This window comes from Agrobacterium sp. B1(2019) (genome assembly GCF_008274755.1).
In the GTDB taxonomy this organism is placed as follows: Bacteria; Pseudomonadota; Alphaproteobacteria; order Rhizobiales; family Rhizobiaceae; genus Agrobacterium; species Agrobacterium salinitolerans.
Map to the genome: position 1 here is coordinate 1,010,329 of NZ_VTPB01000001.1, position 24,326 is coordinate 1,034,654.

At 59.3% G+C, this 24,326-nt stretch carries 23 protein-coding genes; 11 read left to right on the forward strand and 12 right to left on the reverse strand.

Annotated elements, in window-relative coordinates; all coding sequences use genetic code 11:
• Window positions 1-8: 8 nt before the first annotated feature.
• Together hisI and folE are read right to left on the reverse strand one after the other, a co-directional pair.
• Window positions 9-461: a phosphoribosyl-AMP cyclohydrolase gene (gene hisI / locus AGR1_RS05035; protein WP_149146343.1), complete on the reverse strand. Its 453-nt coding sequence runs from the start codon at window positions 459-461 to the stop codon at window positions 9-11.
• Between the two features lie 26 nt (window positions 462-487).
• Window positions 488-1,114 (reverse strand): GTP cyclohydrolase I FolE, encoded by a 627-nt coding sequence (folE, locus tag AGR1_RS05040; RefSeq protein WP_003495569.1) that lies wholly within the window; start codon window positions 1,112-1,114, stop codon window positions 488-490.
• A gap of 283 nt (window positions 1,115-1,397) precedes the next feature.
• Here folE and AGR1_RS05045 point away from each other — a divergent pair, with 283 nt between their 5' ends.
• From AGR1_RS05045 to thrS, 4 genes are all read left to right on the forward strand, one after another.
• A complete protein-coding gene (locus AGR1_RS05045; protein WP_149146344.1) occupies window positions 1,398-1,844 on the forward strand; it encodes an iron-sulfur cluster assembly scaffold protein in 447 nt (148 codons plus the stop codon).
• Between the two features lie 3 nt (window positions 1,845-1,847).
• Window positions 1,848-2,207, forward strand: coding sequence for a membrane protein insertion efficiency factor YidD (gene yidD / locus AGR1_RS05050; protein WP_149146345.1), 360 nt, complete (start codon window positions 1,848-1,850; stop codon window positions 2,205-2,207).
• Window positions 2,204-2,728, forward strand: a complete 525-nt coding sequence (locus tag AGR1_RS05055) for a DUF1697 domain-containing protein (RefSeq protein WP_149146346.1) — start codon at window positions 2,204-2,206, stop codon at window positions 2,726-2,728. The genes yidD and AGR1_RS05055 overlap by 4 nt, the downstream gene beginning before the upstream one ends.
• Before the next feature lie 126 nt (window positions 2,729-2,854).
• A complete protein-coding gene (gene thrS / locus AGR1_RS05060; protein ID WP_149146347.1) occupies window positions 2,855-4,858 on the forward strand; it encodes a threonine--tRNA ligase in 2,004 nt (667 codons plus the stop codon).
• Window positions 4,859-5,065: 207 nt separating this feature from the next.
• On the opposite strand, the gene AGR1_RS05065 is transcribed toward thrS, so the two are convergent.
• Window positions 5,066-6,046 carry a hypothetical protein gene (locus AGR1_RS05065; RefSeq protein WP_149146348.1) on the reverse strand — a complete coding sequence of 327 codons (981 nt, stop codon included), beginning with the start codon at window positions 6,044-6,046 and terminating at the stop codon, window positions 5,066-5,068.
• Window positions 6,047-6,157: 111 nt separating this feature from the next.
• Between AGR1_RS05065 and AGR1_RS05070 the strand changes: the two genes are divergently transcribed.
• The 3 genes from AGR1_RS05070 (at window position 6,158) to AGR1_RS05080 (ending at window position 8,616) form a co-directional block, all read left to right on the forward strand.
• The gene (locus AGR1_RS05070; protein ID WP_149146349.1) at window positions 6,158-6,739 is read left to right on the forward strand and encodes a nitroreductase; all 582 of its coding nucleotides are present in this window, start codon (window positions 6,158-6,160) and stop codon (window positions 6,737-6,739) included.
• Window positions 6,739-7,350, forward strand: a complete 612-nt coding sequence (locus tag AGR1_RS05075; RefSeq protein ID WP_080790559.1) for a flavin reductase family protein — start codon at window positions 6,739-6,741, stop codon at window positions 7,348-7,350. The genes AGR1_RS05070 and AGR1_RS05075 overlap by 1 nt, the downstream gene beginning before the upstream one ends.
• 75 nt (window positions 7,351-7,425) lie before the next feature.
• Complete coding sequence (locus AGR1_RS05080; RefSeq protein ID WP_149146350.1) at window positions 7,426-8,616, forward strand: DUF2336 domain-containing protein; 1,191 nt, start codon at window positions 7,426-7,428, stop codon at window positions 8,614-8,616.
• A 108-nt stretch (window positions 8,617-8,724) separates the two neighbouring features.
• Here AGR1_RS05080 and AGR1_RS05085 read toward each other — a convergent pair whose 3' ends face one another.
• Entirely contained in the window at window positions 8,725-9,132 is a 408-nt protein-coding gene (locus AGR1_RS05085; protein ID WP_080790563.1) for a hypothetical protein, read from the reverse strand.
• Window positions 9,133-9,239: 107 nt separating this feature from the next.
• Here AGR1_RS05085 and AGR1_RS05090 point away from each other — a divergent pair, with 107 nt between their 5' ends.
• Window positions 9,240-9,695, forward strand: a complete 456-nt coding sequence (locus AGR1_RS05090) for a GNAT family N-acetyltransferase (protein ID WP_080790564.1) — start codon at window positions 9,240-9,242, stop codon at window positions 9,693-9,695.
• A gap of 71 nt (window positions 9,696-9,766) precedes the next feature.
• On the opposite strand, the gene AGR1_RS05095 is transcribed toward AGR1_RS05090, so the two are convergent.
• The gene (locus tag AGR1_RS05095) at window positions 9,767-11,005 is read right to left on the reverse strand and encodes an AI-2E family transporter (protein ID WP_149146351.1); all 1,239 of its coding nucleotides are present in this window, start codon (window positions 11,003-11,005) and stop codon (window positions 9,767-9,769) included.
• A 228-nt stretch (window positions 11,006-11,233) separates the two neighbouring features.
• On the opposite strand from AGR1_RS05095, the gene AGR1_RS05100 reads away from it, so the two are divergent.
• Window positions 11,234-12,967, forward strand: a complete 1,734-nt coding sequence (locus AGR1_RS05100) for an ABC transporter ATP-binding protein (protein WP_149146352.1) — start codon at window positions 11,234-11,236, stop codon at window positions 12,965-12,967.
• Window positions 12,968-12,990: 23 nt separating this feature from the next.
• On the opposite strand, the gene AGR1_RS05105 is transcribed toward AGR1_RS05100, so the two are convergent.
• Window positions 12,991-13,218, reverse strand: coding sequence for a hypothetical protein (locus AGR1_RS05105; RefSeq protein ID WP_077982108.1), 228 nt, complete (start codon window positions 13,216-13,218; stop codon window positions 12,991-12,993).
• 231 nt (window positions 13,219-13,449) lie between these two features.
• Between AGR1_RS05105 and AGR1_RS05110 the strand changes: the two genes are divergently transcribed.
• Window positions 13,450-14,775: an Nramp family divalent metal transporter gene (locus tag AGR1_RS05110; protein WP_187772044.1), complete on the forward strand. Its 1,326-nt coding sequence runs from the start codon at window positions 13,450-13,452 to the stop codon at window positions 14,773-14,775.
• 6 nt (window positions 14,776-14,781) lie between these two features.
• On the opposite strand, the gene AGR1_RS05115 is transcribed toward AGR1_RS05110, so the two are convergent.
• From AGR1_RS05115 to AGR1_RS05140, 6 genes are all read right to left on the reverse strand, one after another.
• Window positions 14,782-15,114, reverse strand: a complete 333-nt coding sequence (locus AGR1_RS05115) for a helix-turn-helix domain-containing protein (RefSeq protein WP_187772045.1) — start codon at window positions 15,112-15,114, stop codon at window positions 14,782-14,784.
• A gap of 72 nt (window positions 15,115-15,186) precedes the next feature.
• The gene (locus tag AGR1_RS05120) at window positions 15,187-15,927 is read right to left on the reverse strand and encodes a DUF4145 domain-containing protein (protein ID WP_149146353.1); all 741 of its coding nucleotides are present in this window, start codon (window positions 15,925-15,927) and stop codon (window positions 15,187-15,189) included.
• 73 nt (window positions 15,928-16,000) lie between these two features.
• The gene (locus tag AGR1_RS05125; protein ID WP_149146354.1) at window positions 16,001-19,831 is read right to left on the reverse strand and encodes a vitamin B12-dependent ribonucleotide reductase; all 3,831 of its coding nucleotides are present in this window, start codon (window positions 19,829-19,831) and stop codon (window positions 16,001-16,003) included.
• A 665-nt stretch (window positions 19,832-20,496) separates the two neighbouring features.
• Window positions 20,497-20,994 carry a xanthine phosphoribosyltransferase gene (gene gpt, locus AGR1_RS05130; RefSeq protein WP_080790571.1) on the reverse strand — a complete coding sequence of 166 codons (498 nt, stop codon included), beginning with the start codon at window positions 20,992-20,994 and terminating at the stop codon, window positions 20,497-20,499.
• 291 nt (window positions 20,995-21,285) lie between these two features.
• Window positions 21,286-22,131, reverse strand: a complete 846-nt coding sequence (locus tag AGR1_RS05135; RefSeq protein ID WP_149146355.1) for a universal stress protein — start codon at window positions 22,129-22,131, stop codon at window positions 21,286-21,288.
• 102 nt (window positions 22,132-22,233) lie between these two features.
• Window positions 22,234-23,025, reverse strand: a complete 792-nt coding sequence (locus AGR1_RS05140; protein WP_080790573.1) for a competence/damage-inducible protein A — start codon at window positions 23,023-23,025, stop codon at window positions 22,234-22,236.
• A 278-nt stretch (window positions 23,026-23,303) separates the two neighbouring features.
• On the opposite strand from AGR1_RS05140, the gene wrbA reads away from it, so the two are divergent.
• A complete protein-coding gene (gene wrbA, locus AGR1_RS05145) occupies window positions 23,304-23,903 on the forward strand; it encodes an NAD(P)H:quinone oxidoreductase type IV (protein WP_080792897.1) in 600 nt (199 codons plus the stop codon).
• The last annotated feature ends 423 nt before the right edge of the window (window positions 23,904-24,326 follow it).

A 24,326-nucleotide genomic window follows, 5' to 3' on the forward strand; every position in this document is an offset into this window, starting at 1 on the left:
GTGGCCGTTCAAGTTGCGGAATAGGTGGTCGCCGGATCGAAATGGCGGGTATCGTCGGTGATCTTCGTCACCGCCTGGCCGTCTGAGAGTTCGACTTTGCGATAAAAGCAGGAGCGGCGACCGGTGTGGCAGGTCGCGTCATGGCCGGCGACGGAGACCTTCAGCCACACGGCGTCCTGATCGCAATCGGTGCGGAATTCCTTCACCGTTTGCAGGTTGCCGGAGGTTTCGCCCTTCTTCCAGATCTTGTCGCGCGAGCGGCTGTAGTAATGGGCGATGCCGGTTTCGAGCGTCAGAGACAAAGCTTCAGCGTTCATATGGGCAACCATCAGCAATTCGCCGTCACGCGCATCGGTGACCACGGCGGTAACGAGGCCGTGGGCATCGAATTTCGGCGAGAACAGGCCTGCGGTTTCGAGCACTTCCTTGTCCGCAGGCGCGGACGGAAAGGGAATGGACATGGTAACCCCGGAAAATGGCGGAACGACTAGCGGTTCCGCACCATGGTCATGAAGCGCACCTGCTCGGCCGGATCGTTCTTGAACGTGCCGGTGAAGCTGGTGGTCAGCGTCGTGGACCCCTGCTTGTTTACGCCGCGCATGGACATGCACATATGTTCGGCGTCGATCATGACGGCCACACCGCGTGGTTTCAGCGTTTCCTCGATCGATCTGGCGATCTGCGCGGTCATGTTTTCCTGCGTCTGCAGGCGGCGGCCGAAGATTTCGACGACACGGGCGATCTTCGACAGGCCGAGCACGCGGCCGGCCGGAAGATAGGCGACATGCGCCTTACCGACGATCGGCACCATATGGTGCTCGCAATGGGAGAAGAAGGGGATGTCGCGCACCAGCACAACATCGTCATACCCGCCGACTTCCTCGAAGGTCGTGCCGAGCACGTCCTGAACGTTCAGCTCATAACCGGCAAAAAGCTCGCGATAGGCCTTGGCGACGCGCTTCGGCGTATCCAGAAGTCCTTCGCGGGCGGGATTTTCTCCTGCCCAGCGCAAAAGAACGCGCACTGCTTCTTCCGCTTCGGCCTGGCTTGGGCGAGCTTCTGCCACGTCGGGTTTTGCGCCAGCGCCGGGGAAATTCTTCACGATCGCATCCATTCCGTCTCTCCCGATGCGGGTAAAGGCCGCACCTGAATTCGTTTTTCATCGCGAACTCATGTTCGCAGTTGCTGCTATCTGGTTGTTTTACAGCATTTTGGCAAGACCAGTGCTGTTATTTCGGTATCGGAGCCGTTAATTTCATCACGGCTTGATGTCCAGAAAGCTCGTTAGCATATAATGAGAATGAAGGGCAGGAAAGCTTCACTGCGACAAACGCTGTGTTTGAAAAATCTGACCTGTCCTGTTTTTGGGCATTCTTGAGCGCGCCGGGCACCTGACGATGGACGATATCTACAATAATCGCATTCTGGACTTTGCCGGGAATATTCCACTGATCGGCGTTCTTGAGGACGCCGACGCCAGCGCCGAGAAACACTCCCGGCTGTGCGGCTCTAAGCTCAAAGTCTATCTGAAGGTGGAAGGCGGCGTCGTGACGGCGTTTTCGCACGAAGTCCGTGCATGCGCACTGGGGCAGGCCTCGGCCTCCATCATGGCGCATCACATTGTCGGGGCTTCCAGCGGCGAAATCCGGCAGGCGCGGGAAGACATGCTCACCATGCTGAAACAGGGCGGCGAGGGGCCGACGGGCCGTTTTGAGGACATGCGGGTGCTTTTGCCCGTCCGGGATTTCAAGGCGCGCCACGCGTCCACCATGCTGACCTTTGAGGCGGTGGTCGATGCGCTCGACCAGATCGAAGGGCGGCCGGCTCTGAACGCTGCGGGTTAGGCGATGTGCGGCGAACCGGGCTGCCGGCACCAGCAGACAGCGGAAAAAGCGAGCCGATCCCGCAATTGGGCGGGCAGCTTCGCCAAAACGCCGGGGCGGCTTCTGGGCGTGGGTTTCATCCGGCTTTATCAGCTGACGCTATCCGGCTTCATCGGAAATTCCTGCCGCCATATCCCCACCTGTTCCGAATACGGCTATGAGGCGATTGCCCGCCACGGGCTGTGGGCCGGCGGGTGGATGACGCTGTTTCGCGTGGCGCGCTGCGGCCCGGGTGGTACCAGCGGGCTGGACCCGGTACCGGAGGCGCTCGGCGAAAAGAGGCATTGGTGGACACCCTGGCGTTACTGGAGCCTGCGCAGATGAGCGAGTATGTGGCCCTGCTGCACAGTATCGTGCTCGGCCCCGGCAAGCGGCTTATCATGGCCGATCTCAGGGCCTTGGCGGAAGAATTGGGATTTGCCGATTGTAGGACACTTGTCGCGACCGGAAATCTGGTTTTTCGCACCGAGGCAGCGCCTGTTCGCGAGATCGAAGACAGGCTGGAGCGCGCCTTCGAAGACCGCTTCGGCAAACATGTCGATATTCTCGTTCGCGCGGGCGACGACTGGCTGAAACTGGCGGCGGACAATCCCTTCGCCCAAGGCAATCCGCCGGATGTCTGCGTCAGGGTCATGCGGGAGCCGTTGGACCACGGCGTCCTCGAATTGCTGGAAAAATATCGGGGCAGGGAGAAGATCGCGCTCGCGGGTGGCGATCTCTGGATCGATTTCTGCGGCAAACCGAGCGAGAGCCGGCTGCTGTCTGTCCTGACCACCAAAAGGCTTGGGATCGGTACGACCCGCAACGCCAATACGGTCAATGGCCTTGCGGAAATGCTTCGCTGAAGCACCCTTCACCTTTGACTGTAATGGCAAAAGCCTTTATCAGCCTGCGTGCCCGCCTGTCGCGGGCAAATCATTATTCCAACACCACCCGCATTCGTTGGCGGGACTGGACAGGAGCACGAGACGATGTCTGAAGCCATTTCCCTTACATTTCCCGATGGATCCGTGCGCAGCTACCCCGCCGGTACGACCGGCCGCGAGGTCGCCGAATCCATTTCCAAATCGCTTGCCAAGAAAGCCGTCGCCATTGCGCTTGACGGCACCGTGCGCGATTTGTCCGAGACCATCACCGATGGCAAAATCGAGATCGTCACGCGTGAAGACGGGCGTGCGCTGGAACTCATCCGCCACGATGCCGCCCACGTCATGGCCGAGGCCGTGCAGGAACTGTGGCCCGGCACGCAGGTGACGATCGGCCCGGTCATCGAGAACGGTTTTTATTACGACTTTGCCAAGAACGAGCCTTTCACGCCGGAAGATCTGCCGAAGATCGAAAAGCGGATGAAGGAGATCATTCAGCGCAACAAGCCGTTTACCCGCGAGGTCTGGTCGCGCGAAAAGGCGAAGGAAGTCTTTGCCGCCAAGGGCGAAAACTACAAGGTCGAACTGGTCGACGCCATTCCCGAAGGCCAGGACCTGAAGATCTATTATCAGGGCGACTGGTTCGATCTCTGCCGTGGCCCGCATATGGCGTCCACGGGGCAGATCGGCACGGCCTTCAAGCTGATGAAGGTGGCTGGCGCTTACTGGCGTGGTGACAGCAACAATGCGATGCTGTCGCGCATCTATGGCACCGCCTGGGCGACGCAGGAAGAGCTGGACAATTATCTCCATATTCTCGCCGAAGCCGAAAAGCGCGATCACCGCCGCCTCGGCCGTGAAATGGACCTGTTCCATTTTCAGGAAGAAGGTCCGGGCGTTGTGTTCTGGCACGGCAAGGGCTGGCGCATGTTCCAGACGCTGACGGCCTATATGCGCCGGCGGCTTGCCAACACCTATCAGGAAGTCAACGCGCCGCAGATTCTGGACAAGTCGCTGTGGGAGACTTCAGGTCACTGGGGCTGGTATCAGGAAAACATGTTCGCGGTGAAATCCGCCCATGCCTTCACCCATCCCGATGACGAGGAAGCCGACCAGCGCGTGTTTGCGCTGAAGCCTATGAACTGCCCGGGTCACGTGCAGATCTTCAAGCATGGCTTGAAGTCTTACCGCGAAATGCCTGTGCGTCTTGCTGAATTCGGCAATGTCCATCGTTATGAGGCTTCGGGTGCTCTGCATGGGCTGATGCGCGTTCGCGGCTTCACGCAGGACGATGCGCATGTCTTCTGCACGGAAGAGCAGATGGCGGCGGAATGCCTGCGCATCAACGATCTGATCCTCTCGGTCTACGAGGATTTCGGTTTCAGCGAAGTCGTCGTCAAGCTCTCCACGCGCCCTGAAAAGCGCGTCGGTTCCGATGATCTCTGGGATCGCGCCGAAAGCGTGATGATGGAGGTTCTGAAGACCATCGAGGAGCAGTCAGAAGGCCGCATCAAGACCGGCATTCTGCCGGGCGAGGGCGCATTCTACGGGCCGAAGTTCGAATATACACTGAAGGACGCCATCGGCCGTGAATGGCAGTGCGGCACGACGCAGGTGGACTTCAACCTGCCTGAACGTTTTGGTGCCTTCTATATCGACCAGAACTCGGAGAAGACGCAGCCTGTCATGATCCATCGCGCCATCTGCGGTTCGATGGAGCGTTTCCTCGGCATTCTGATCGAGAACTTCGCCGGTCACATGCCGCTGTGGTTTGCGCCGCTTCAGGTCGTGGTCGCCACGATTACCTCGGATGCCGATGATTACGGCCGCGAGGTTGCCGAGGCGCTGCGCGAGGCAGGAATGGCGGTCGAGACCGACTTCCGCAACGAGAAGATCAACTACAAGGTCCGCGAGCATTCGGTGACCAAGGTTCCGGTCATCATCGTCTGCGGTCGCAAGGAAGCGGAAGAGCGCACCGTCAACATCCGTCGTCTCGGTTCGCAGAACCAGACTTCGATGTCGCTCGATGAGGCGATCACCAGCCTCGTGGACGAGGCGACGCCGCCGGATGTGAAGCGCAAGCTTTCGGCGAAGAAGCAGGTTGCTTGATGAAGACGACGGCCCCTTCGGGGGCCGTTTTTCGTTTGTGGGTGAGGGGCGCTTAAAGCTCTCTGAAGTCATCCTCGGGCTTGACCCGAGGATCCACGGTCTGGCGTGAGGAATGGATCCTCGGGTCAAGCCCGAGGATGACGTGGAGGGTGGTGGGTCGTTCCTCACAATCTCGCCTCCGACGAGACCATGAATGTGCAATGTCGGCTACTCAAAATCCCCGGACATCTCTTCCGGCGCCTGGTCCTTCATCAGCACTTCCACGTCCGAATCCCGGCCGGAGGTCACCTTGAAATTGCGCTGGTAGACCTTGTCCTTGTTACGGGCGATGGCGGTATATTCGCCTTCGGCCAGAACCATGGTCGAAAAGGCGCTGACGCTTTCGTTGACAACGTCGCCGCCGCCGTTCAGCACCGACCAGGCCGTATCGGCAATGGCTTCGCCGCCCGGTTCTGAGACCAGCTTGAGGGTGATCTGCGCGGCCTGATGCTGCAGGGTCGCTTCCGTCAGCTTGCCGGCTTCCACCTGGATGTCGGCGCGCACCACCGCGTTGACATTGCCGTATTCCGAAACCACGTGATAGGTCCCGGCGTTCAGCCGCACGATGGTATTGGGCTTGATATCGGCCATGACGAGGCCGCGTTCGCCGTCGGAGCGGACGTCTGAGGAATAGACGGAAAATTTGAGCTGGTTGCCGGAAATCTGCTTGTCGGCGCCCGCAACCGCATTCAGTACGAAGCCGCCGGCATCGAGAATCAGTACCTGTTTCTGCACGTTGCCTGAAGTCGGGACATTGAGCTTTTTGGTGACGCCCGCGCGCCCGAAGGCGACGTTGACCAAATATTCGCCCGGCACCAGATGAAATTCAGCGGAGCCGCCTTCCGAGCTTGCCAGCATCGGCAATTTGCCGTCAGCGCCGGGAATGGGGCTGAATACGCGCCATGACAGGCCTTCCTTCACCGCTTCGCCTTCGCTGGTCAGCTTGGCTTCCATGGCGATGTCGCGGGCGGCGCTTTCAGGGGCGCTGGGCGCCGTTGGGGCAGTGAAAGCATTGAGCTTCGGCATTTTCGGCGTGCCGCCGAGCTGCTTGAAGTCTTTGAAGGCGTCCTGCGAAAAAGCGGCTTGTGATAAAAGGCCAAGCACGGCACATGCAATGGTCAGACGTGCCGCGATTTTGATTGCCGACATTTTCGATACCGATTGACTTCTTGATTTTCCCGGATCACTTCAAAACCAATGCCGTGGCTATTTCAAGGCCCAATGTTTTTGCGATGACAGCAGAATGGAAGATTTTTAATCATGACCAGTGATATCAAGCTCCTCGACTATCTCAAGGTTCGCCGTTCCACCCCGGCCCTGCAACTTGCCGAGCCGGGGCCTTCGAAGACTGAAATCGAGGAAATCCTGCGTCTTGCCGTGCGTGTGCCCGACCATGGCAAGCTGGCCCCCTGGCGTTTCGTCGTTTATCGGGGCGAGGAGCGCGTGCGTATGGGTGAGACGGCGCTCAGGATCGCGCTTGAAAAGAACCCGGAACTGGACCTGCAGCAGCAGGAAGCGGAACGGACACGCTTCACCCGCGCGCCCGTCGTTGTCGCCGTTATCAGCACCGCAAAACCGCATTTCAAAATCCCGGAATGGGAGCAGGTCATGTCCGCCGGTGCTGTGTGCCTCAACCTCATCTTTGCCGCCAACGCCAGCGGTTTTGCGGCGAACTGGCTGACCGAATGGCTTGCTTTCGATTCCGCATTTCTCACGGAAATCGAGGTCGGCGCGGAAGAGAAGGTGGCCGGGTTCATTCATATCGGCTCGACGACATTCCCGCCGGTGGAGCGGCCGCGGCCGGAGCTTGCCGATGTCGTCACCTGGGTCGGGGACGTTTGATGTTCTACACCACGGACACCAACCAGCACGGCCTGCCGCATGATCCGTTCAAGGCCATCGTCGCACCGCGTCCGATCGGCTGGATCGGCTCGAAGGGCAGGGACGGTTCCCTCAACCTCTCGCCCTATTCCTTCTTCAATGCAATTTCGGACCGGCCAAAGCTTGTGATGTTCTCCTCCAGCGGCAGGAAGGACAGCCTGCGCAACGTTGAGGAAACCGGCGTCTTCACCGCCAATCTCGTCAGCCGCCACCTGGTGGACCGGATGAATGCGTCTTCGGCGCCCGTTGGCTATGATGTCGATGAGTTCGCCCTTGCCGGTCTCACCGCCGTCGACGGGCGGGTGGTGGATGCGCCTTTCGTCGGCGAGGCGCTGGCGGTTCTGGAGTGCCGCGTAACGCAGATACAGCAGCTTAAGGACGTCGACGGCCAGCCGGCGGATTCGTGGATGGTGATCGGGCAGGTCATGGCGATCCATATCGATGAAACGATCATTCGCGACGGCCGCATCGATATGGAGCTGTCGCGTCCCGTGGCGCGCATGGGTTACATGGACTACTGCGATGGCGGCAGCGATGTATTCCAGCTGCGGCGGCCTTCTACCGCGCCGTAAATATAGCCCTTCTTCGGCGGAGGTTAATTTTTATGGTGAACCAAACGTAAACCATTTGCGCCTAGAGTTTTATACATGGTGGCGGCGATGATGCCGTCATCCATTGTTGCGAATGTTTTCGAGGCTCAGGTGATCGTACAGGCATTTCTTCGCTGGTCTGAAAAGGCTGGATCGACCGAGCGGGCGAAGGCCGCCAATGCGCTCGGCCGTGCCTACATTCAATCCGACATGGCACGCGAGAACCGCGATGCCGCCTATATGGCGATGACCTATCTGCTAGACGATCCTTCGCCGCGTGTGCGGTTGGCGCTTGCCGAAGCGCTGGCGGATGCTGATGACGCACCGCGCGCCATTCTCGTTTCACTCGCCGAAGACCAGCCGGAAATCGCCTGCACCGTCATTGCCCGTTCACCGGTTCTCGGTGAGGCCGACTTGGTTGATCTCACCGGGCGCGGCGAAAGCCTGACGCGCTGCCTCATCGCCGCAAGGCCGGGCCTGCAGCGCGGTGTCTGTGCAGCGCTGGCCGAAGTGGGCGACCTTCCGGAAACCATCATCCTGCTCGAAAACGACGATGCCTTTATTACGCCGTTTTCGCTCAGGCGCATCGCCGAGCGCCACGGTTGCGATGCCGACATTCGCGATCTCCTGCTTCGCCGCGATGGATTGCCCGCCGATGCACGCCACCTGTTGATGGGCCGCATCAGCGAAGCGCTTGCTGGCTCCGCGCTGGTTCACGCGATGATCGGGCAAAATCGCGCCGACAGTCTTTTCCGCGAGGCGGAAGATTCCGCCACCATCCTTATCGCATCAAACGTCTCCTCGCCGGAACTGCCGGCGCTGGTGGAGCATCTGCGCCAGCGGCTTGAATTGACGCCGGCGCTGCTCATTCACGCCGTCTGCTCGGGCCGTCTGGAATTCTTCACGGCGGCGATGGTCAATCTCTCCGGTCTCGATGACCGCAAGGTGCGTGCCATTCTGGCGACCGGGCGGCCGCATGCGCTCAAAGCCCTGTTCCAATCGGTCGGAATTTTTGGTGACATTGTCGAGGTCTTCATCGAGGCGACGCTGATGTGGCGTCGCGCCGCCCGCTCGCAGCGCTCGGATATGGCGGCCTCCGTCTCGGCTGAGTTGCTGGCGCATTTCCGTGACGTCAACGGCTCAGAAACGCTTTTCGAACTGCTGCACGCCGTGCGCAAGCTGGCCATCGCCGAAGAACGGCAGAAGGCGCGGTATTATGCGGAAGCGCTGACGGTCGAGGCGGCGTGAGGTCCCGAGAGGTTTTACAAGAGGCTGCTGCGATGTTTCCGGGCAGAATCACTCCGATCCTCCTTCCTGTGACAAGCACAGGAATGAGGGAAGATCGGTTCCTAGCAATCACTTATCGAACCGCTTGGCGATCCACGAATAGCTGTTTTCAACCATCCTCACCGGTGTCCCCAAAAGGTGCTTTATACCTTCCGTGGAAGGCAGGATACGGCTGACACGGCTGATTGCCTGTTTTGTGAGGCTTTCCTCCTCCTTCGGCGTAACCGCCGCCGTTGCCTGCGGTGCCGAGGCAGGAGGTTGCGCGCCCGCCGTCTGCGGCGCCTGTTCGGCCGGTGTCTGGCACACGGCTACCACAACAGGGTAGGGCGCGTTGGCGTAACGCTCCAGCTCCTTTTCCGACACGGCGTCGCACAGTTCGATGCTCGTCCAGCGCTGCTGCGAGGTGGCGAGGTAATGGCAATCGGTGGCGCTGTCGTCGCAGCCAAGGAAGGTCATGAGAACGAGGGCTGTTTTCATGGGGTTGTGTTGCCTCTGTCGGTAATAATGCTCTAGAAACTCATCTATCCCGATTGCAGTGACATTACGACGAAATACGCATTTTTACAGAGAAGGCAGGCATCGCATTGGCCACCGAAATCAAGCTTGAAACGCCGAGGCAGGATGCGGTTCTGCGCCTCATCGACCTTTCCAACGCCTATATGGCCTCGCTTTATCCCGCCGAGAGCAATCATCTGGTCGATATCGGCCAGCTTGAGCAGGACAATGTTTCGTTTTTCGTGGCGCGGCACGATGGCCGCGTGGTCGGCTGCGGCGCGCTGGTGGAGGCGGGTGACGGCACGGCGGAGATCAAGCGCATGTTCGTCGATCCCGAGGTGCGGGGATTGCGGATCGGCAAGCTGATCATGGATACACTTCTTGCGCGCGGCGCCGAGCTTGGCCTTTCCGCCATCCGCCTCGAAACCGGCATCAGCCAGCCGGAGGCGATCGGTCTTTACCGCAAGGCGGGGTTCGTGGAGATCGAGGCCTTTGCGCCCTACAGGCCGGATCCGCTCAGCCTGTTCATGGAGAAGGCGCTTTAAGACTACGGCGCGAGTTTGCCGGGACCCTGCTTCGATCTAATCACGGAGACGTCTGCCGCAGGCTTCAACGATCAAAACGCCGCTTTCCGAAATGCCGTTGTTTCCTCGCTATCCTCTTCGAGCGCGGCAACCTCATCAACCGGATCGTCCTCTGTCGGCGGCGGTGGCGGAGCCTCAGGGGTGGCGGCGGCGGACAGTTCCACCTCGCGCACCCATTCGCGCCAGATTGCCACCAGAAGCGCCATCAGCACCGGGCCGATGAAGAGGCCGAGGAAGCCCATGGTCTTGACGCCGCCGACGAGGCCGAAAAAGGTGGGCAGGAAGGGCAGCTTGATCGGGCCGCCGACGAGTTTCGGGCGGATGGTCTTGTCGACGATGAAGAGTTCCACCGAACCCCAGACGAACAGCGCCAGCCCATGGGCGGGCGAGCCGCTGGCGACCAGATAGATCGACACCAGCGTAAACGAGAGCGGCGCACCGCCCGGAATGAGCGCCATGACGCCGGTGAGCACGCCGAGCGTGACGGGCGAGGGCACGCCGGCGATCCAGTAGGCGATGCCGAGGATGATGCCTTCGCCGATGGCGATCAACGTCATGCCGGTGACCGTGGAGCTGATGGTGGCGGGCACGACGCGGGAAATGCGTTCCCACCGCGTCGGCAGGATGCGTTCGCCCACCAGATCGACCTGCCGGGTGAAGCCCGCGCCGTTACGGTAGACGAAGAACAGCGCGATCAGCATGAACAGCAGGGTCAGCACCAGATGAAACGCGCCGTTGCCGGCGGCGAGGATCGCCCGATAGATATTGCCGATATTCGCGCCGCTGACGAGCTGGATGAGTTCGCCGATGGCGCCCGGCGTGCCGATATATTTCACCCATTGTTCGCCAAGCCAGGAACCGACGGCGGGAAGGGCGGCGATCCAGCCCGGCACGGGCGCCCCCGTCTTGTTGACATGCACCGCCCAGCCGAACCATTCGCGGATTTCGCTTGCCGTATAGGAGGCGGCGATGAAGATCGGCACCACAAGGAAGGCGAGGATGAGGATGATGGCGATGGTGGCGCCGAGCGTGGTGTTGCCGCCTACCTGCCGCAGAAGCCGGGTGTAAACCGGCCAGCTGGCGAAACCGATGACGAGAGCGGCGAGAACGGGAACGAGAAAACCATGGAAGAAATAAATGCCGGCAAGGGCGACGAGAACGAGAAGCCAGCGCGCAGCCGAGATGGGCGGGATCAGGGCGATCCGCGTCGGGCTGGCAGGACCAAGCCATCTCGGTTCGCCACTGGGCTTACGGCTGTCAATATTACTCACGGCAGGCTCTTTCTCGCATTCTCCCCGAAGGGTGCATTCACTCTGTCACACCGATACATATAAGTGCAATATAACCCGATCACATTACCGTTGTGTGTTTATTGCCGAACCTATTGAACGATTTTGGTAAAAATAGAATATCGGTCTTGGCGCGCGCATTGAAATATGACAATTAAACTCCGTTTTTCTGCGGCGTCACGTCGCCGCGCCCGATCTTCAGGTCATGCCATGCTCCGCCGTTTTTTCGCCTACTACCGTCCCTATCGCGGCCTGTTCATTCTCGATTTTTCCTGCGCGGTTTTGTCGGGTGTGCTCGAACTCGGCTTTCCGATGGCAGTGAAGGCCTTTGTGGATGTGCTGCTGCCGGGCGGTGAATGGGCCATCATCCTTGCCGCTTCGGTCGGGCTGCTCCTCATCTATGTGCTGAATACCGGGTTGATGGCGACCGTCACCTACTGGGGACACATGCTCGGCATCAATATCGAGACCGACATGCGGCGGCTGGCTTTCGACCATTTGCAGAAGCTTTCCTTCCGTTATTTCGACAACCAGAAGACCGGCCATCTGGTCGGGCGGCTGACCAAGGATCTGGAAGAGATCGGCGAGGTGGCCCACCACGGCCCCGAAGACCTGTTCATCGCCATCATGACCTTCATCGGCGCGTTCCTTTTGATGCTGTCGGTGAATGTGCCGCTGGCGCTCATCACCGCCGCTGTCGTGCCCGTTACCGCCTGGGTAACCAGCCGTTACGGCGGCCGCATGACGCAGAATTTTCGCGCGCTTTACGGCCGGGTGGGGGACTTCAACGCCCGTATCGAGGAAAATGTCGGCGGCATGCGGGTGGTGCAGGCTTTCGCCAATGAAGACCACGAGCGGACGCTGTTCGAGAAGGACAATCAGAAATACCGTCGCACCAAGCTCGACGCCTACAAGATCATGGCGGCCAGCACCTCGCTCAGCTATATGAGCATGCGCCTGACGCAGATGATCGTGATGATTTGCGGCGCCTGGTTCGTGCTGACAGGCGGCCTGACCGAAGGCGGCTTCGTTGGCTTCCTGCTGCTGGTGGGCGTCTTTTTCCGCCCGGTGGAGAAGATCAATTCCGTCATCGAGACCTATCCCAAGGGCATTGCCGGTTTCCGCCGTTTCACCGAACTCCTGGACACCGCGCCCGATATCGTCGATGCGCCCGATGCGGTGGAAGCGCCCTTGCTGCGCGGCGATATCGAATATCGCCATGTCGGTTTCGGGTATGCCGAGGGCAAGACGGTTCTTACCAATATCGACCTGAAGATCAGCGCCGGCGAGACCGTGGCTTTCGTTGGCCCGTCAGGTGCGGGCAAGACGACGCTGTGCTCGCTTTTGCCGCGCTTTTACGATGTGACGAGCGGTGCGATCACCATTGACGGCATCGATATCAGGAAGATGAAGCTCGCCTCGCTGCGCAACCAGATCGGCATCGTGCAGCAGGATGTGTTCCTGTTCGGCGGCACGATTCGCGAGAATATCGAATATGGACGGCTTGGCGCTTCGGATGCGGAGATCATGGAGGCGGCGCGGCGCGCCCGTCTCGATGGTGTCATCGAGGCCATGCCGCTCGGGCTCGACACCGTTATCGGCGAGCGCGGCGTCAAACTGTCCGGTGGGCAGAAACAGCGTCTCGCCATTGCCCGCATGTTCCTCAAGAACCCGCCGATCCTCATTCTCGACGAGGCCACCTCGGCGCTCGACACGGAAACAGAACGGGCCATCCAGCAATCGCTGGCCGAGCTTGCCAAGGGCCGCACCACGCTCGTCATCGCCCACCGTCTGGCGACAATCCGCGATGCCTCGCGCATTGTGGTGGTGGACCAGAGCGGTATTGCCGAAACCGGCGCGCATGCCGAACTCCTGGCTGCCAAGGGCCACTACAGCCGTCTGCACGAGGCGCAGTTCAGCGGGCATCTTGCTGGCCTCAGCTGAGAAAGGCGCAGTTGCGCCGCCGCTTACCCACCGTTCTCTGCCGCCTGCTCCTCGACGATGCCGGGGTTTGGCTCCGGCTTGCCGGGGTGGCTGGTGACGAGATAACCCATGGCAACTGCGGCGGCGACAATGAACAGCAGCACGATTCCGCTGATCGTCATCATCCAGTCGCGTGGTTTCCTGTTCGCCATAATATATTTCGGCCACCGGCTTGGATGGTTCACCAGACTGAATTTGTGGCCCTGTCGCATAAACTTCCCCCGGTGTTGGAGTGCTTGATGAAAGACCAACGCAGGCGGGTGCGCCGCTGTTCCGAAATCGACAGGGCAGGCAGATGACAAGCCTGTGAGGCGCAAGCCCGACACGCTTCTGCGGCGTCGTGTGCCGATATCCGGCCGCAAAACGCCACTTGCCAGTCGCTGCCGCTTATGCGAATGATTTGCAATTGCATCAATTCATTCTCCCATTTGAAAGCGCATAAGATGGACAAGCCAGTCTTTGGATGGCGACGGAACGGCGACGATCTCTCGTTGTCCGACGTTCACTCCTCGATCCGGATCAAACCGAATGCCGGGACGTTTCGGCGCGCCATGGCCTTTTTCGGCCCCGGCTATCTCGTTGCGGTCGGTTATATGGATCCCGGAAACTGGGCGACGTCGCTCGCCGGCGGTTCCCGATTCGGCTACACGCTGCTCACCGTCGCACTGGTTTCGAACATCATGGCGATTGTGCTGCAATCGCTCTGCGCCCGTCTTGCGATCGCTTCCGGCCGCGATCTCGCCCAGGCCTGTCGCGATGCCTATCCGAAGCCGGTGGCGATGGTGCTGTGGCTGCTGGCCGAAATCGCCATCATCGCCACCGATATCGCCGAGGTGATCGGCACGGCCATCGGCCTCAACCTCATTTTCGGCATTCCGCTCGAACTCGGCGTTCTCATCACCGCGCTCGATGTATTCCTGATCCTTTATCTGCAAAAGCTCGGTTTCCGTTGGGTGGAGGCGCTGGTCATCACGCTGCTTGGCGTCATCGCCGTGTGTTTCGCCATTCAGGTGGCGCTCGCCGACCCTGATTGGGGGCAGGTGATCCTCGGTTTCGCGCCGACGACCGAGATCGTCACCAATCCTGATATGCTCTATCTGGCGCTCGGTATTCTCGGCGCGACCGTCATGCCGCATAATCTCTATCTGCATTCGGGCATCGTGCAGACCCGCGAAATCGGCGAGACAATTGCCGAAAAGCGCGAGGCGCTGAAATTCGCGACGCTCGATTCCACGATAGCACTGATGTTCGCGCTGCTCATCAACGCCTCGATCCTCATTCTGGCGGCGGCGACCTTCAACAAGGCGGGGCAGACGACCGTTGCCGAACTCGGCGAGGCGCATAATCTGCTGGCGCCTCTGCTCGGCCTTGCCATTGCCCCAACGCTGTTCGGCGTGGCGCTCTTATGCTGTGGCATCAACTCCACCGTCACGGCAACGCTTGCCGGCCAGATCGTGATGGAGGGTTTCCTCAAGATGCGGCTCGCGCCCTGGCTGCGCCGCCTCATCACGCGCGCCATCGCCATCATCCCCGCCGCCGGCGTCACCATTCTCTATGGCGACAGCGGCACGGGCGAACTGCTGATCCTGACGCAGGTGGTCTTAAGCCTGCAACTCTCCTTCGCCGTATTCCCGCTCGTGATGTTCACCGCCGATAAGGCCAAGATGGGCGCGCTGCGCTCGCCGCTCTGGCTCTCGGGCTTCGCATGGCTAATCGCGGTGGTGATTGCGGCGTTGAACGTGAAGTTGCTGGTGGATTTTATCGGGTGAGGCGGGTCAAGCCGCGCCTCTACGAAGCGCGGCGGCCGTGCCCTCCGGGTCGACGGCGATGACCTTGAGATAAGCGCGGGCCGGCTGGTCCGGCTCGCTACGTCCCTGTTCCCAATCGCGCAGGGTGCCAAGCGGAATATGATAACGCGCGGAAAACTCTTCCTGCGTCAGCTTCAGAGCCCGGCGGATGATCTTGATGCGCGGCATTCTGGGAGCCGCAGCAAGTTGTTCGGCAGAAAGCGGTAGATTATCAGGGTCGGCCAGCGCATTGGCCTCCGCTTCTTCGTCGGTCATGGCGTGAAGGCGGGCCCAGTCTGTTTGATCGATTTTACTTTCCATATTTGTGTGCTGAATACGGCACCTGTTTCTGAAAAATAGCCTTGCACAAGCGTAAATAGATTTTAAATGAAATTAATCTTGGGAAGTAGATAGTGACGCTCTTTTTTGCTCTTCTTTTTGCATAGCAATTCTTGTCACTTGCGCGAAGCGTTCTTCCCGTTTGTGGCGAGCGATATACCATTCATCAAAAAGGCTTTCGAGAAGATTGATAAGAATCGATGCTTCTTCAGGTTCGACATCAATAATAACGTTTATGTCTTTCTCCATGTGAGCGCCGATATTTCCAATTTTTCTCACAGCATCAATTGCATCAACGCTCTCTTCGGATACGCCTTTGACGCCGTTGCCAGTGTCGAATCTTTTTTTAATTTCTGAAATTTCATCAACCAGACGGCTTTTCGATATAGAACAAAAATTTCTAATCATTCCCTGTAGACATCGGCGGGCTAGCGTTGCGGATGCTTTTGGGCTTAAGTTAACGATCCGACATGCCTCGTAATAGTCTTGGGCTATCGGTGCCGGGATGTAATCTGGAAGGATTTTTGCCGAGCTTTCCGGGGTTACTCTAATATGCTTAATTTCTTCTATGCTTATAATATCGTGATTTTTACCGTATTGAATATTTCCGTATATAAAGCGAACTTCGACTTTCTTGCATTCAATATTTGAGCAACCAATTGCTAAAATACGACCGCCAATATCACCGTCGGCGTTATCCCCCACATAGATCCCATAATCTCTCACATGACATTTTTTCTCCGACACAGTTTGATGACGGTTACAAAAAGGGCATGCCCAATTAAACTCTGACATCGCATTATCCCTTTATTCTCCGCCTGTGGTTCAGCCCAAACTCGTTTGTTCGGGCTGAACAAATTTGAGATCATCAGCTGCAACCGCTCGTCGCACCACAAGTATCGCACTTCTCACAAGTACCATTCCGCACCATCGTGAAGTTCTGGCATTCCGAGCACATGTTGCCCGTATACCCTTGAGCGATCGAGCGCATGCGGCGTTCGTTTTCCACCTTCTTGGCTTCCGTCTTGGCCGAGGCAGCGTCGGCGGCGGCCTTGTCGGAGAAGAGGGCGGTGGCCGTCTGCTGGGCTTCCTGGACGACCTCGTCGATCACTTCCTCGGCGATTTCTTCGGCCAGTTCCTTGGCGCGCTCTTCATAGTCCCGCTTGAAGGAGACGATTTCGGAGGTTGCGATGGAGACCGTCGGTTCCAGCTTGCGGGCGGCAGAGCCTGCAAAGGAGGTGACGTTGGCCGAGGCGCGGGCAGGGGCTGCCGTTGCCGAACCCTTGGGTTCGGAAGCGGCGCGTTCGCCCTCGTTGCTGGAAACCAGCGTCGGCTTGTAACCGCGTGTCCAGCCGGTGGAGAGCAGGTTGGTCTTGCCTTCCTGGATACCCTTGCCGAGCGCCGTGTTGGAGAAATCCGACGTATCGACATGGGCGAGATCATGGCGGCCGAGATAGGAGACGGCGAGTTCGCGGAACACGTAGTCGAGGATCGACGTGGCGTTCTTGATCGCGTCGTTGCCCTGCACCATGCCGGCCGGTTCGAACTTGGTGAAGGTGAAGGCCTCCACATATTCTTCCAGCGGCACGCCATATTGCAGGCCGAGCGAAATGGCGATGGCGAAGTTGTTCATCATCGCGCGGAAGGCGGCGCCTTCCTTGTGCATGTCGATGAAGATTTCGCCGATGCGGCCATCGCCGAATTCACCGGTGCGCAGATAGACCTTGTGACCGCCGACGGTTGCCTTCTGGGTGTAACCCTGACGGCGGTTCGGCAGCTTTTCACGCTCGCGCGAGACGCGCTCGATGACGCGCTCAACGATCTTTTCGGTGATCGTCACGGCCTGCTGTGCGGCGGGCTGCTGGATCAGCTCTTCGATCAGGTCTTCTTCGTCCTCGTCTTCCACCAGCGACGCATTGAGCGGCTGGGAAAGCTTGGAGCCATCGCGGTAAAGGGCGTTTGCCTTCAGCGCCAGCTTCCAGGAGAGCATGTAGGCTGCGCCGCAATCTTCCACCGTCGCATCGTTCGGCATGTTGATCGTCTTGGAGATCGCGCCGGAGATGAAGGGCTGAGCCGCCGCCATCATGCGGATATGCGATTCGACCGAGAGGTAACGCTTGCCGATCTTGCCGCAGGGATTGGCGCAATCGAAGACGGGCAGGTGCTCGTTCTTGAGGAACGGTGCGCCTTCCAGCGTCATCGCGCCGCAGACGTGAACGTTGGCCGCTTCGATGTCCTTCTTGGCAAAGCCCAGATGCTCCAGCAGGTTGAAGCTCATGTCTGAGAGCTGCTCGTCGGAAACCTTCAGCGTGCCCTTCAGGAAGTCGGCACCCAGCGTCCACTGGTTGAAGACGAACTTGATGTCGAAGGCGCTTTTTAGCGCGGCGTTGACGGCTTCGATCTTCTCATCGGTGAAGCCCTTGGCCTTCAGCGTCGAGGGGTTGATGGCCGGCGCCTGGTTGAGATTGCCATGGCCGACGGCATAGGCCTCAATCTCGGCGATCTGGCTTTCGGAATAACCGAGCGAACGCAGCGCCTCCGGAACAGCCCGGTTGATGATCTTGAAGTAACCACCACCGGCAAGCTTCTTGAATTTCACCAGTGCGAAGTCCGGCTCGATACCGGTCGTGTCGCAATCCATGACGAGGCCGATCGTGCCTGTTGGCGCGATAACGGTCGTCTGGGCGTTGCGATAACCGTGCTTTTCGCCAAGTTCCAGCGCCTTGTCCCAGGCAGCCGTTGCGTGAGCGATCAGGTCCTGATCCGTGCAATCGGCATGGATGAGCGCGACCGGATTGACCGACAGGCCCTCATAACCATCCGACAGGCCATGGGCGGCCCGGCGGTGGTTGCGGATGACGCGCAGCATGTTGTCGCGGTTCGGCGCAAAGCCCGGGAAGGGGCCAAGCTCGCCGGCCATTTCAGCCGAGGTGGCATAGGATACGCCGGTCATGATGGCGGTGAGGCTACCTGCAATGGCGCGGCCCTCGGCGCTGTCATAGGGAATGCCCGAGGACATCAAGAGGCCGCCGATATTGGCGTAACCGAGGCCGAGCGTGCGGTATTCGTAGGAAAGTTCGGCGATCTGGCGCGAGGGGAACTGCGCCATCATGACGGAGACTTCGAGCACGACGGTCCACAGGCGGACGGCGTGTTCGTAATCGGCGATGTCGATGCGCTTCGTCTTGGCATCCTTGAACTGAAGCAGGTTCAGCGAAGCAAGGTTGCAGGCCGTGTCGTCGAGGAACATGTATTCCGAGCACGGGTTGGAAGCGCGGATCGGGCCAGCTGCCGGCGAGGTGTGCCAGTCATTCATCGTCGTGTTGAAGTGCAGGCCCGGATCGGCAGACGCCCAGGCGGCGTGGGAAATCTTTTCCCAGAGGTCGCGGGCCTTCAGCGTCTTCATGACCTTGCCGTCCTTGCGGGCGGTCAGGTTCCAGTCACCGTCATTTTCGACAGCGCGCAGGAAGTCGTCCTTCAGCGAGACGGAGTTGTTGGAGTTCTGGCCGGATACCGTGAGGTATGCTTCCGAATCCCAGTCCGTGTCATAGGTCTTGAACTGGATGTCCTTGTAACCCTGCTCGGCAAACTGGATGACGCGCTTGACGTAGTTCTCCGGCACCATGTCCTTCTTGGCAGCGCGGATTTCGCGCTTCAGGGCAGGGTTCTTGGCCGGGTCGAAGCAGTCGCCCCGAGTAGCATCAGAGCCGGCCTCGCAGTTGACGCAGGCCTTCATGATCGCCTTCAGGTGCTTGGCGACGATCTTGGAACCGGTGACGAGAGCGGCAACCTTCTGCTCCTCGTTCACCTTCCAGTCGATATAGGCTTCGATATCGGGATGGTCGGCATCGACAACGACCATCTTGGCCGCACGACGGGTCGTGCCGCCGGACTTGATGGCGCCGGCTGCGCGGTCGCCGATCTTGAGGAAGCTCATCAGGCCTGACGATTTGCCGCCGCCGGAAAGCTTTTCGCCTTCGCCGCGCAGGTAGGAGAAGTTGGAGCCGGTGCCGGAGCCGTATTTGAACAGGCGCGCTTCACGCACCCACAGGTCCATGATGCCGCCTTCATTAACGAGGTCGTCCTCAACGGACTGGATGAAGCAGGCATGCGGCTGCGGATGTTCGTAAGCGGACTTGGACTTGGTCAGCTTGCCCGTGAAGGGGTCGACATAGAAGTGGCCCTGGCCGGGACCATCGATGCCATAGGCCCAGTGCAGGCCGGTGTTGAACCATTGCGGGGAGTTGGGGGCAACACGCTGGGTGGCGAGCATATAGGCAAGCTCGTCGCGGAAGGCCAGCGCATCTTCTTCGGACGAGAAATATTTGCCCTTCCAGCCCCAATAGGCCCAGGTGCCGGCCAGACGGTCGAAAACCTGGCGCGCATCGGTCTCGGAGCCGTAACGTTCGGCTTCCGGTACATCCTTCAACGCCTTTTCATCGGCAACGGAGCGCCACAGGAAGGAAGGAACGTCGTTTTCCTCAACCTTCTTGAGAAACTTCGGAACGCCGGCCTTGCGGAAATATTTCTGCGCCAGAACGTCGGTCGCAACCTGGCTGAACTGCGCGGGAACGTCGATGTCCGCCAGACGGAACACGATGGATCCATCCGGGTTCTTGATTTCACTGACGGCCTTGCGGAAGTCGATTTCCGCATAAGGCGATTGGCCGGGCTTCGTGAAGCGGCGTTCAATGCGCATGGGTTTGTGTCCTCGTCCATTGGGCGCCCGGTGAAGGGCGCAAAAATCCGTTCCAGCCGTGCGATGCCTTCGCGCAGCCGGGTTTTGCCGATCTGATAGGGATGTTCATCCTTGGATGTCATCCCTGTATCTCGTGTTTAAGATGGCTGCAAGCCTACTATATATAGTATTAACACATTCTTGCTGCCAGTCCCCGCCTCATGTTTTTGGCGGTTTCCGAAGGCGCAGAAGAGCCATCGGCGAACCGCCCCCTCATGGCCGGGACGCCGTTTGGACATGCGCGCTGAAGATGGAGAAGAACCGGCCTCGTTACTTTCCGGTCCGTTGCCGCCGCAACATAAGTGTCACTTTCCTCTCGCGGCACAGATTCGTCAAGCCATAGATTGAAACGCATTTTTAACCACAAGATATTGTGTGGAGTGCCTGTGGAAAACGGGGATAGGAAAAGCTATTAGAAAAATCAGTGACTTGGCGGGAAAGTTTGAAGCTTGCGCCAGGCTGGTTTCCGCAGGGGGAAGGCAAAACCCCGCATTTCCGGGGTGAGGCATAATGGCGACACTGCGGTTTTTCCGTGTTTTCCGCACCTGTCAGAAAAGACGTTTCTCCACAAAAAACCGCCCTCGGTGGGGCGGTTTTTCATGTCAGATTTTGCGTGAAGGCAGCAATCAGCCGCGCGATCCCTTGGCGATTGGCTCCTGATAGGTGAAGCCCATGTCCCAGGGGAAATAGATCCAGGTGTCCTGGCTTACTTCGGTGACGAAAGTATCGATGGTCGGCACGCCCTTCGGCTTGGCGTAAACACAGGCAAAATGCGCCTTTGGCAGCATCTCGCGCACTTCAAGCGCCGTCTTGCCGGTATCGGTCAGATCGTCGACGACAAGCACGCCTTCGCCGGCGTCGGCCGTCAGCTCGGGGGCCACGCCCTTCAAGAGAACCGTGTCGCCCTGGTTGACATAGTCATGACGGGTGGCAATGCAGACCGTGTCGATCATGCGGATGTTCAGTTCACGCGAAATGATCGCCGCCGGAACGAGGCCGCCGCGGGTGATGCAGACGATTGCCCGGAACTCTTTGTCAAGACCGGCAAGACGCCAGGCAAGCGCACGGGCGTCGCGGTGAAACTGGTCCCAGGAAACGGGAAAGGCTTTATCGGGAAGGGACATGTCGTCTACCATCTGGTCAAAATTGTCGATGGCTTTGGCTAATAGCCGCAAGAGCGGCAAAAAGGCAAGAGTTCCGCAAAAAGGTGAGTGCGGGAGATTGCGGCTTGGTTCTTCTCCCCACGGGGGAGAAGGTGGCCCGAAGGGCCGGATGAGGGGGCAACGGTAGAGATATGCGGAGGGCTTGCCCCCTCATCCCGCTGCCGCGGACTTCTCCCCGGCGGGGAGAAGAAACAAGCGGCAATCGCCCGCTTCATGTCGGATATTGAGGGGGTATCCGCGCCCCATCCATTTTCAACGCGACAGCAGCGTCATCGCCGTCATGGAATCGAGCAGGGTGCGGGTGACGCCGCCAAACAGCAGTTCCCACCAGCGGGAATGGCCGTAAGCGCCCATGACAAGAAGGTCGATGCTGTTATCGGACAGGCGGTTTTCGATGGCCGCCTGCGGCGAAACGCCGGCGATCTTTTCCTGCGAGGTCACGGTGACGTTGACGCCGTGGCGGGCGAGCGTGGCGGCCAGTTCTGCACCGGCGAGGCTGGAAGACTGCGTTTCGCTCTCGGCCTGATCGACAGAGAAAATCTCGACGCTTTCGGCTGCTTTGAGGAAGGGCAGGGCGTCGAAGGTGGCGCGGGTCGCCTCGCGAGAGCCGTTCCAGGCAATCAGGACGCGCTTGATCGGTTTGGCAACGGTCAGCACATGCGGTACGAGGAGAACGGGGCGGCCGCTTTCATAAAGGAAACCGTCAATATCCGAGCGGCTGTCCGATAGCGCCGAGGAGCTGCTCTGGCGCGCGATAATGAGGTCGGCGCAGCGGGCGCTGTCGATGGCGGAGGCGGAAGCGTAGCCGACCGAGGTGACGAAGCTGCGCCATTCATGCGAGATGCCGTTGGCCGACAGCGTGCGCTCGAAAAGCGCGCCGACATCGGTGGTTTCCTTGTGCGCTACGTCCTGCAGCGCCTGCACGGTGGCGGGGTCGGGAATTTCCATCGGCGCGACCAGCGGAACGGCTGCCAGCGTTTCCATGTGCAGGCCGATCACATGCGAGGAAAACTGGTCGGCAAGGCTCACCACGAATTCGCCGAGCTTCTGTGTGTTCGAAACATTGTCGACCACTGCCAGTATCGTCTTGTAACCCATTTTCTCTCTCCTCGGTGACATCTGGTTGCTGTGCGCAGAATGGCCGTCTTTGCCGATGGCCACCTTGATTTTGGTCAACTCGACGCCTTTGAAATTTCTCCCTCAGGCGGTTGCATCGCCCTTGCTTGCGGCCAGCTGTTTTTCCTGGCCGATCGCTTCGATCATGGCGGCAACCGCGTCTGCTGCCGCCTTCAATACGCCGGCGTCGCGGGCGCGCACGACGATTTCGGTTGAGAAGCGCTGCCCGTCATATTTCGGATAGGAACCGATGCTGGTTTCGGGATGGGCCTTCTGGATGGCCGTCAGCGGCGTGCCGATATCGCCTTCGCCATAGGGCGAGCGCACCGCCTGCGACATGACCTTCGCGCCGGTGCGCAGCGTCGGCATGACATTGTCCAGCATGGCCTGAAACACCTGCGGCACGCCGGCCATGACATAGACATTGCCGATGACAAAGCCGGGAGCGACGGAAACGGGATTGGCGATATGGGCCGCGCCTCTCGGCATGCGCGCCATGCGCTTCCTCGCCTCGGTGAACTCCATCTCGCGGATGCGATACATGTCACCCAGCAGGCGCAGCGCCTCGGAATCGTGTTCGCAGGGTAGGCCGAACGCCGCAGAGACCGCATCTGCCGTGATGTCGTCATGGGTCGGGCCGATGCCGCCCGAGGTGAAGACATAATCATAGCGGCTGCGCAGTGCGTTCAGTGCTTCCACGATCGCTTCCTCCTCGTCGGAGACGATGCGTACTTCCTTCAGGTCGATGCCGGACATGGTGAGGACATCCGCGAGGTGGCCGATATTCTTGTCCTTGGTGCGGCCCGAAAGCAGTTCGTCGCCAATGGCGAGCATGGCGGCGGTCACGACGGATTGGGCGGAGGAGGGGTTGGACATGGGTGCGCTCGTCATCTGTTTCACCCGACGTTAACGCCGCGCCAGCGCGAATGCAAAGCGGTTTTGAAGAAACGCAAAATTGGGATTGGTTGACGATGACTCGGAGCGTTCACTCATCGTGAACAGTGCGTATGCCAATCCCCGGCTGGCGGCAGACCGATCCGTCCGCTACCTTTTTGTCATACGCTTTTTACAGGTCAAAGCCGATGATCATCGAGTTTTTAAAGAAGCTTGTCGCCGGTACGCCGGAAACAGTTCCAGCAAAGGAAACGAAGAGAATGACGAAGGTTCTGGTACTTTATTACTCCTCTTACGGCCATATAGAGAAAATGGCTTATGCGGTTGCCGAGGGCGTGAAGTCCACCGGCGCGGAAGCCGTGGTGAAGCGCGTTCCCGAACTGGTTCCGGAAGAAGTTGCAAAGTCCTCCCACTTCAAGCTGGATCAGCCGGCCCCGGTGGCGACGGTGGACGAACTGGCGGATTATGACGCCATCATCGTCGGTGCCGGCACGCGTTTTGGCACGGTCGCCTCGCAGATGCGCAATTTCTGGGACCAGACAGGCGGCCTGTGGTTCGGCGGCAAGCTGGTCGGCAAGGTCGGCTCGGCCTTCACGTCGTCCGCCACCCAGCATGGCGGCCAGGAATCCACCATTCTCGGCTTTATCCCCACCTTCCTGCACCACGGCATGGCTGTTGTCGGCCTGCCCTATGCTTTCCAGGGCCAGATGGGCGTTGATGAAATCAAGGGCGGTTCGCCCTATGGCGCCTCCACCATCACCGATGGCGATGGTTCGCGCCAGCCTTCCGAAATCGAGCTGGAAGCCGCTCGTTATCAGGGAGCCCATGTCGCCAAGCTGGCGGCCAAGCTTTCTGCCTGATGTGATGATGTGTTGAAACAGAAATGCGGCCCAAAAGGCCGCATTTTTTATGCCGGAACGTCAAGTCGCCGGTTCGGTCGGAGATAGATTTTTGAGGTGGGTCAAATCGGCGGGTTGACCATGAAAAGGCAGCTTGCGACCACGAAGCCGATCATCGAAATCTCGAGAAAACCGTTCAATCCGTCACGCATTCCAACCCTCCTCCTGTTGAGTGAAAAGAGAACGGTCAAAGTTTATCGGGGTTCCATAACGAAAGAATGAAATTCAGCAAATTCTAAAATCCAGCCTCTCCGCGTTCCGACGGCGGGCGTTTTCACGCTTCAGCCTGTGACGACGAAGGCGACCACGAGGTGGCCGAGAAGGCCGATCGCCAGGCAGGAGAGGAGAAAAATGAACAGGGCTTTTTTCATGTTTCCGGAAGCT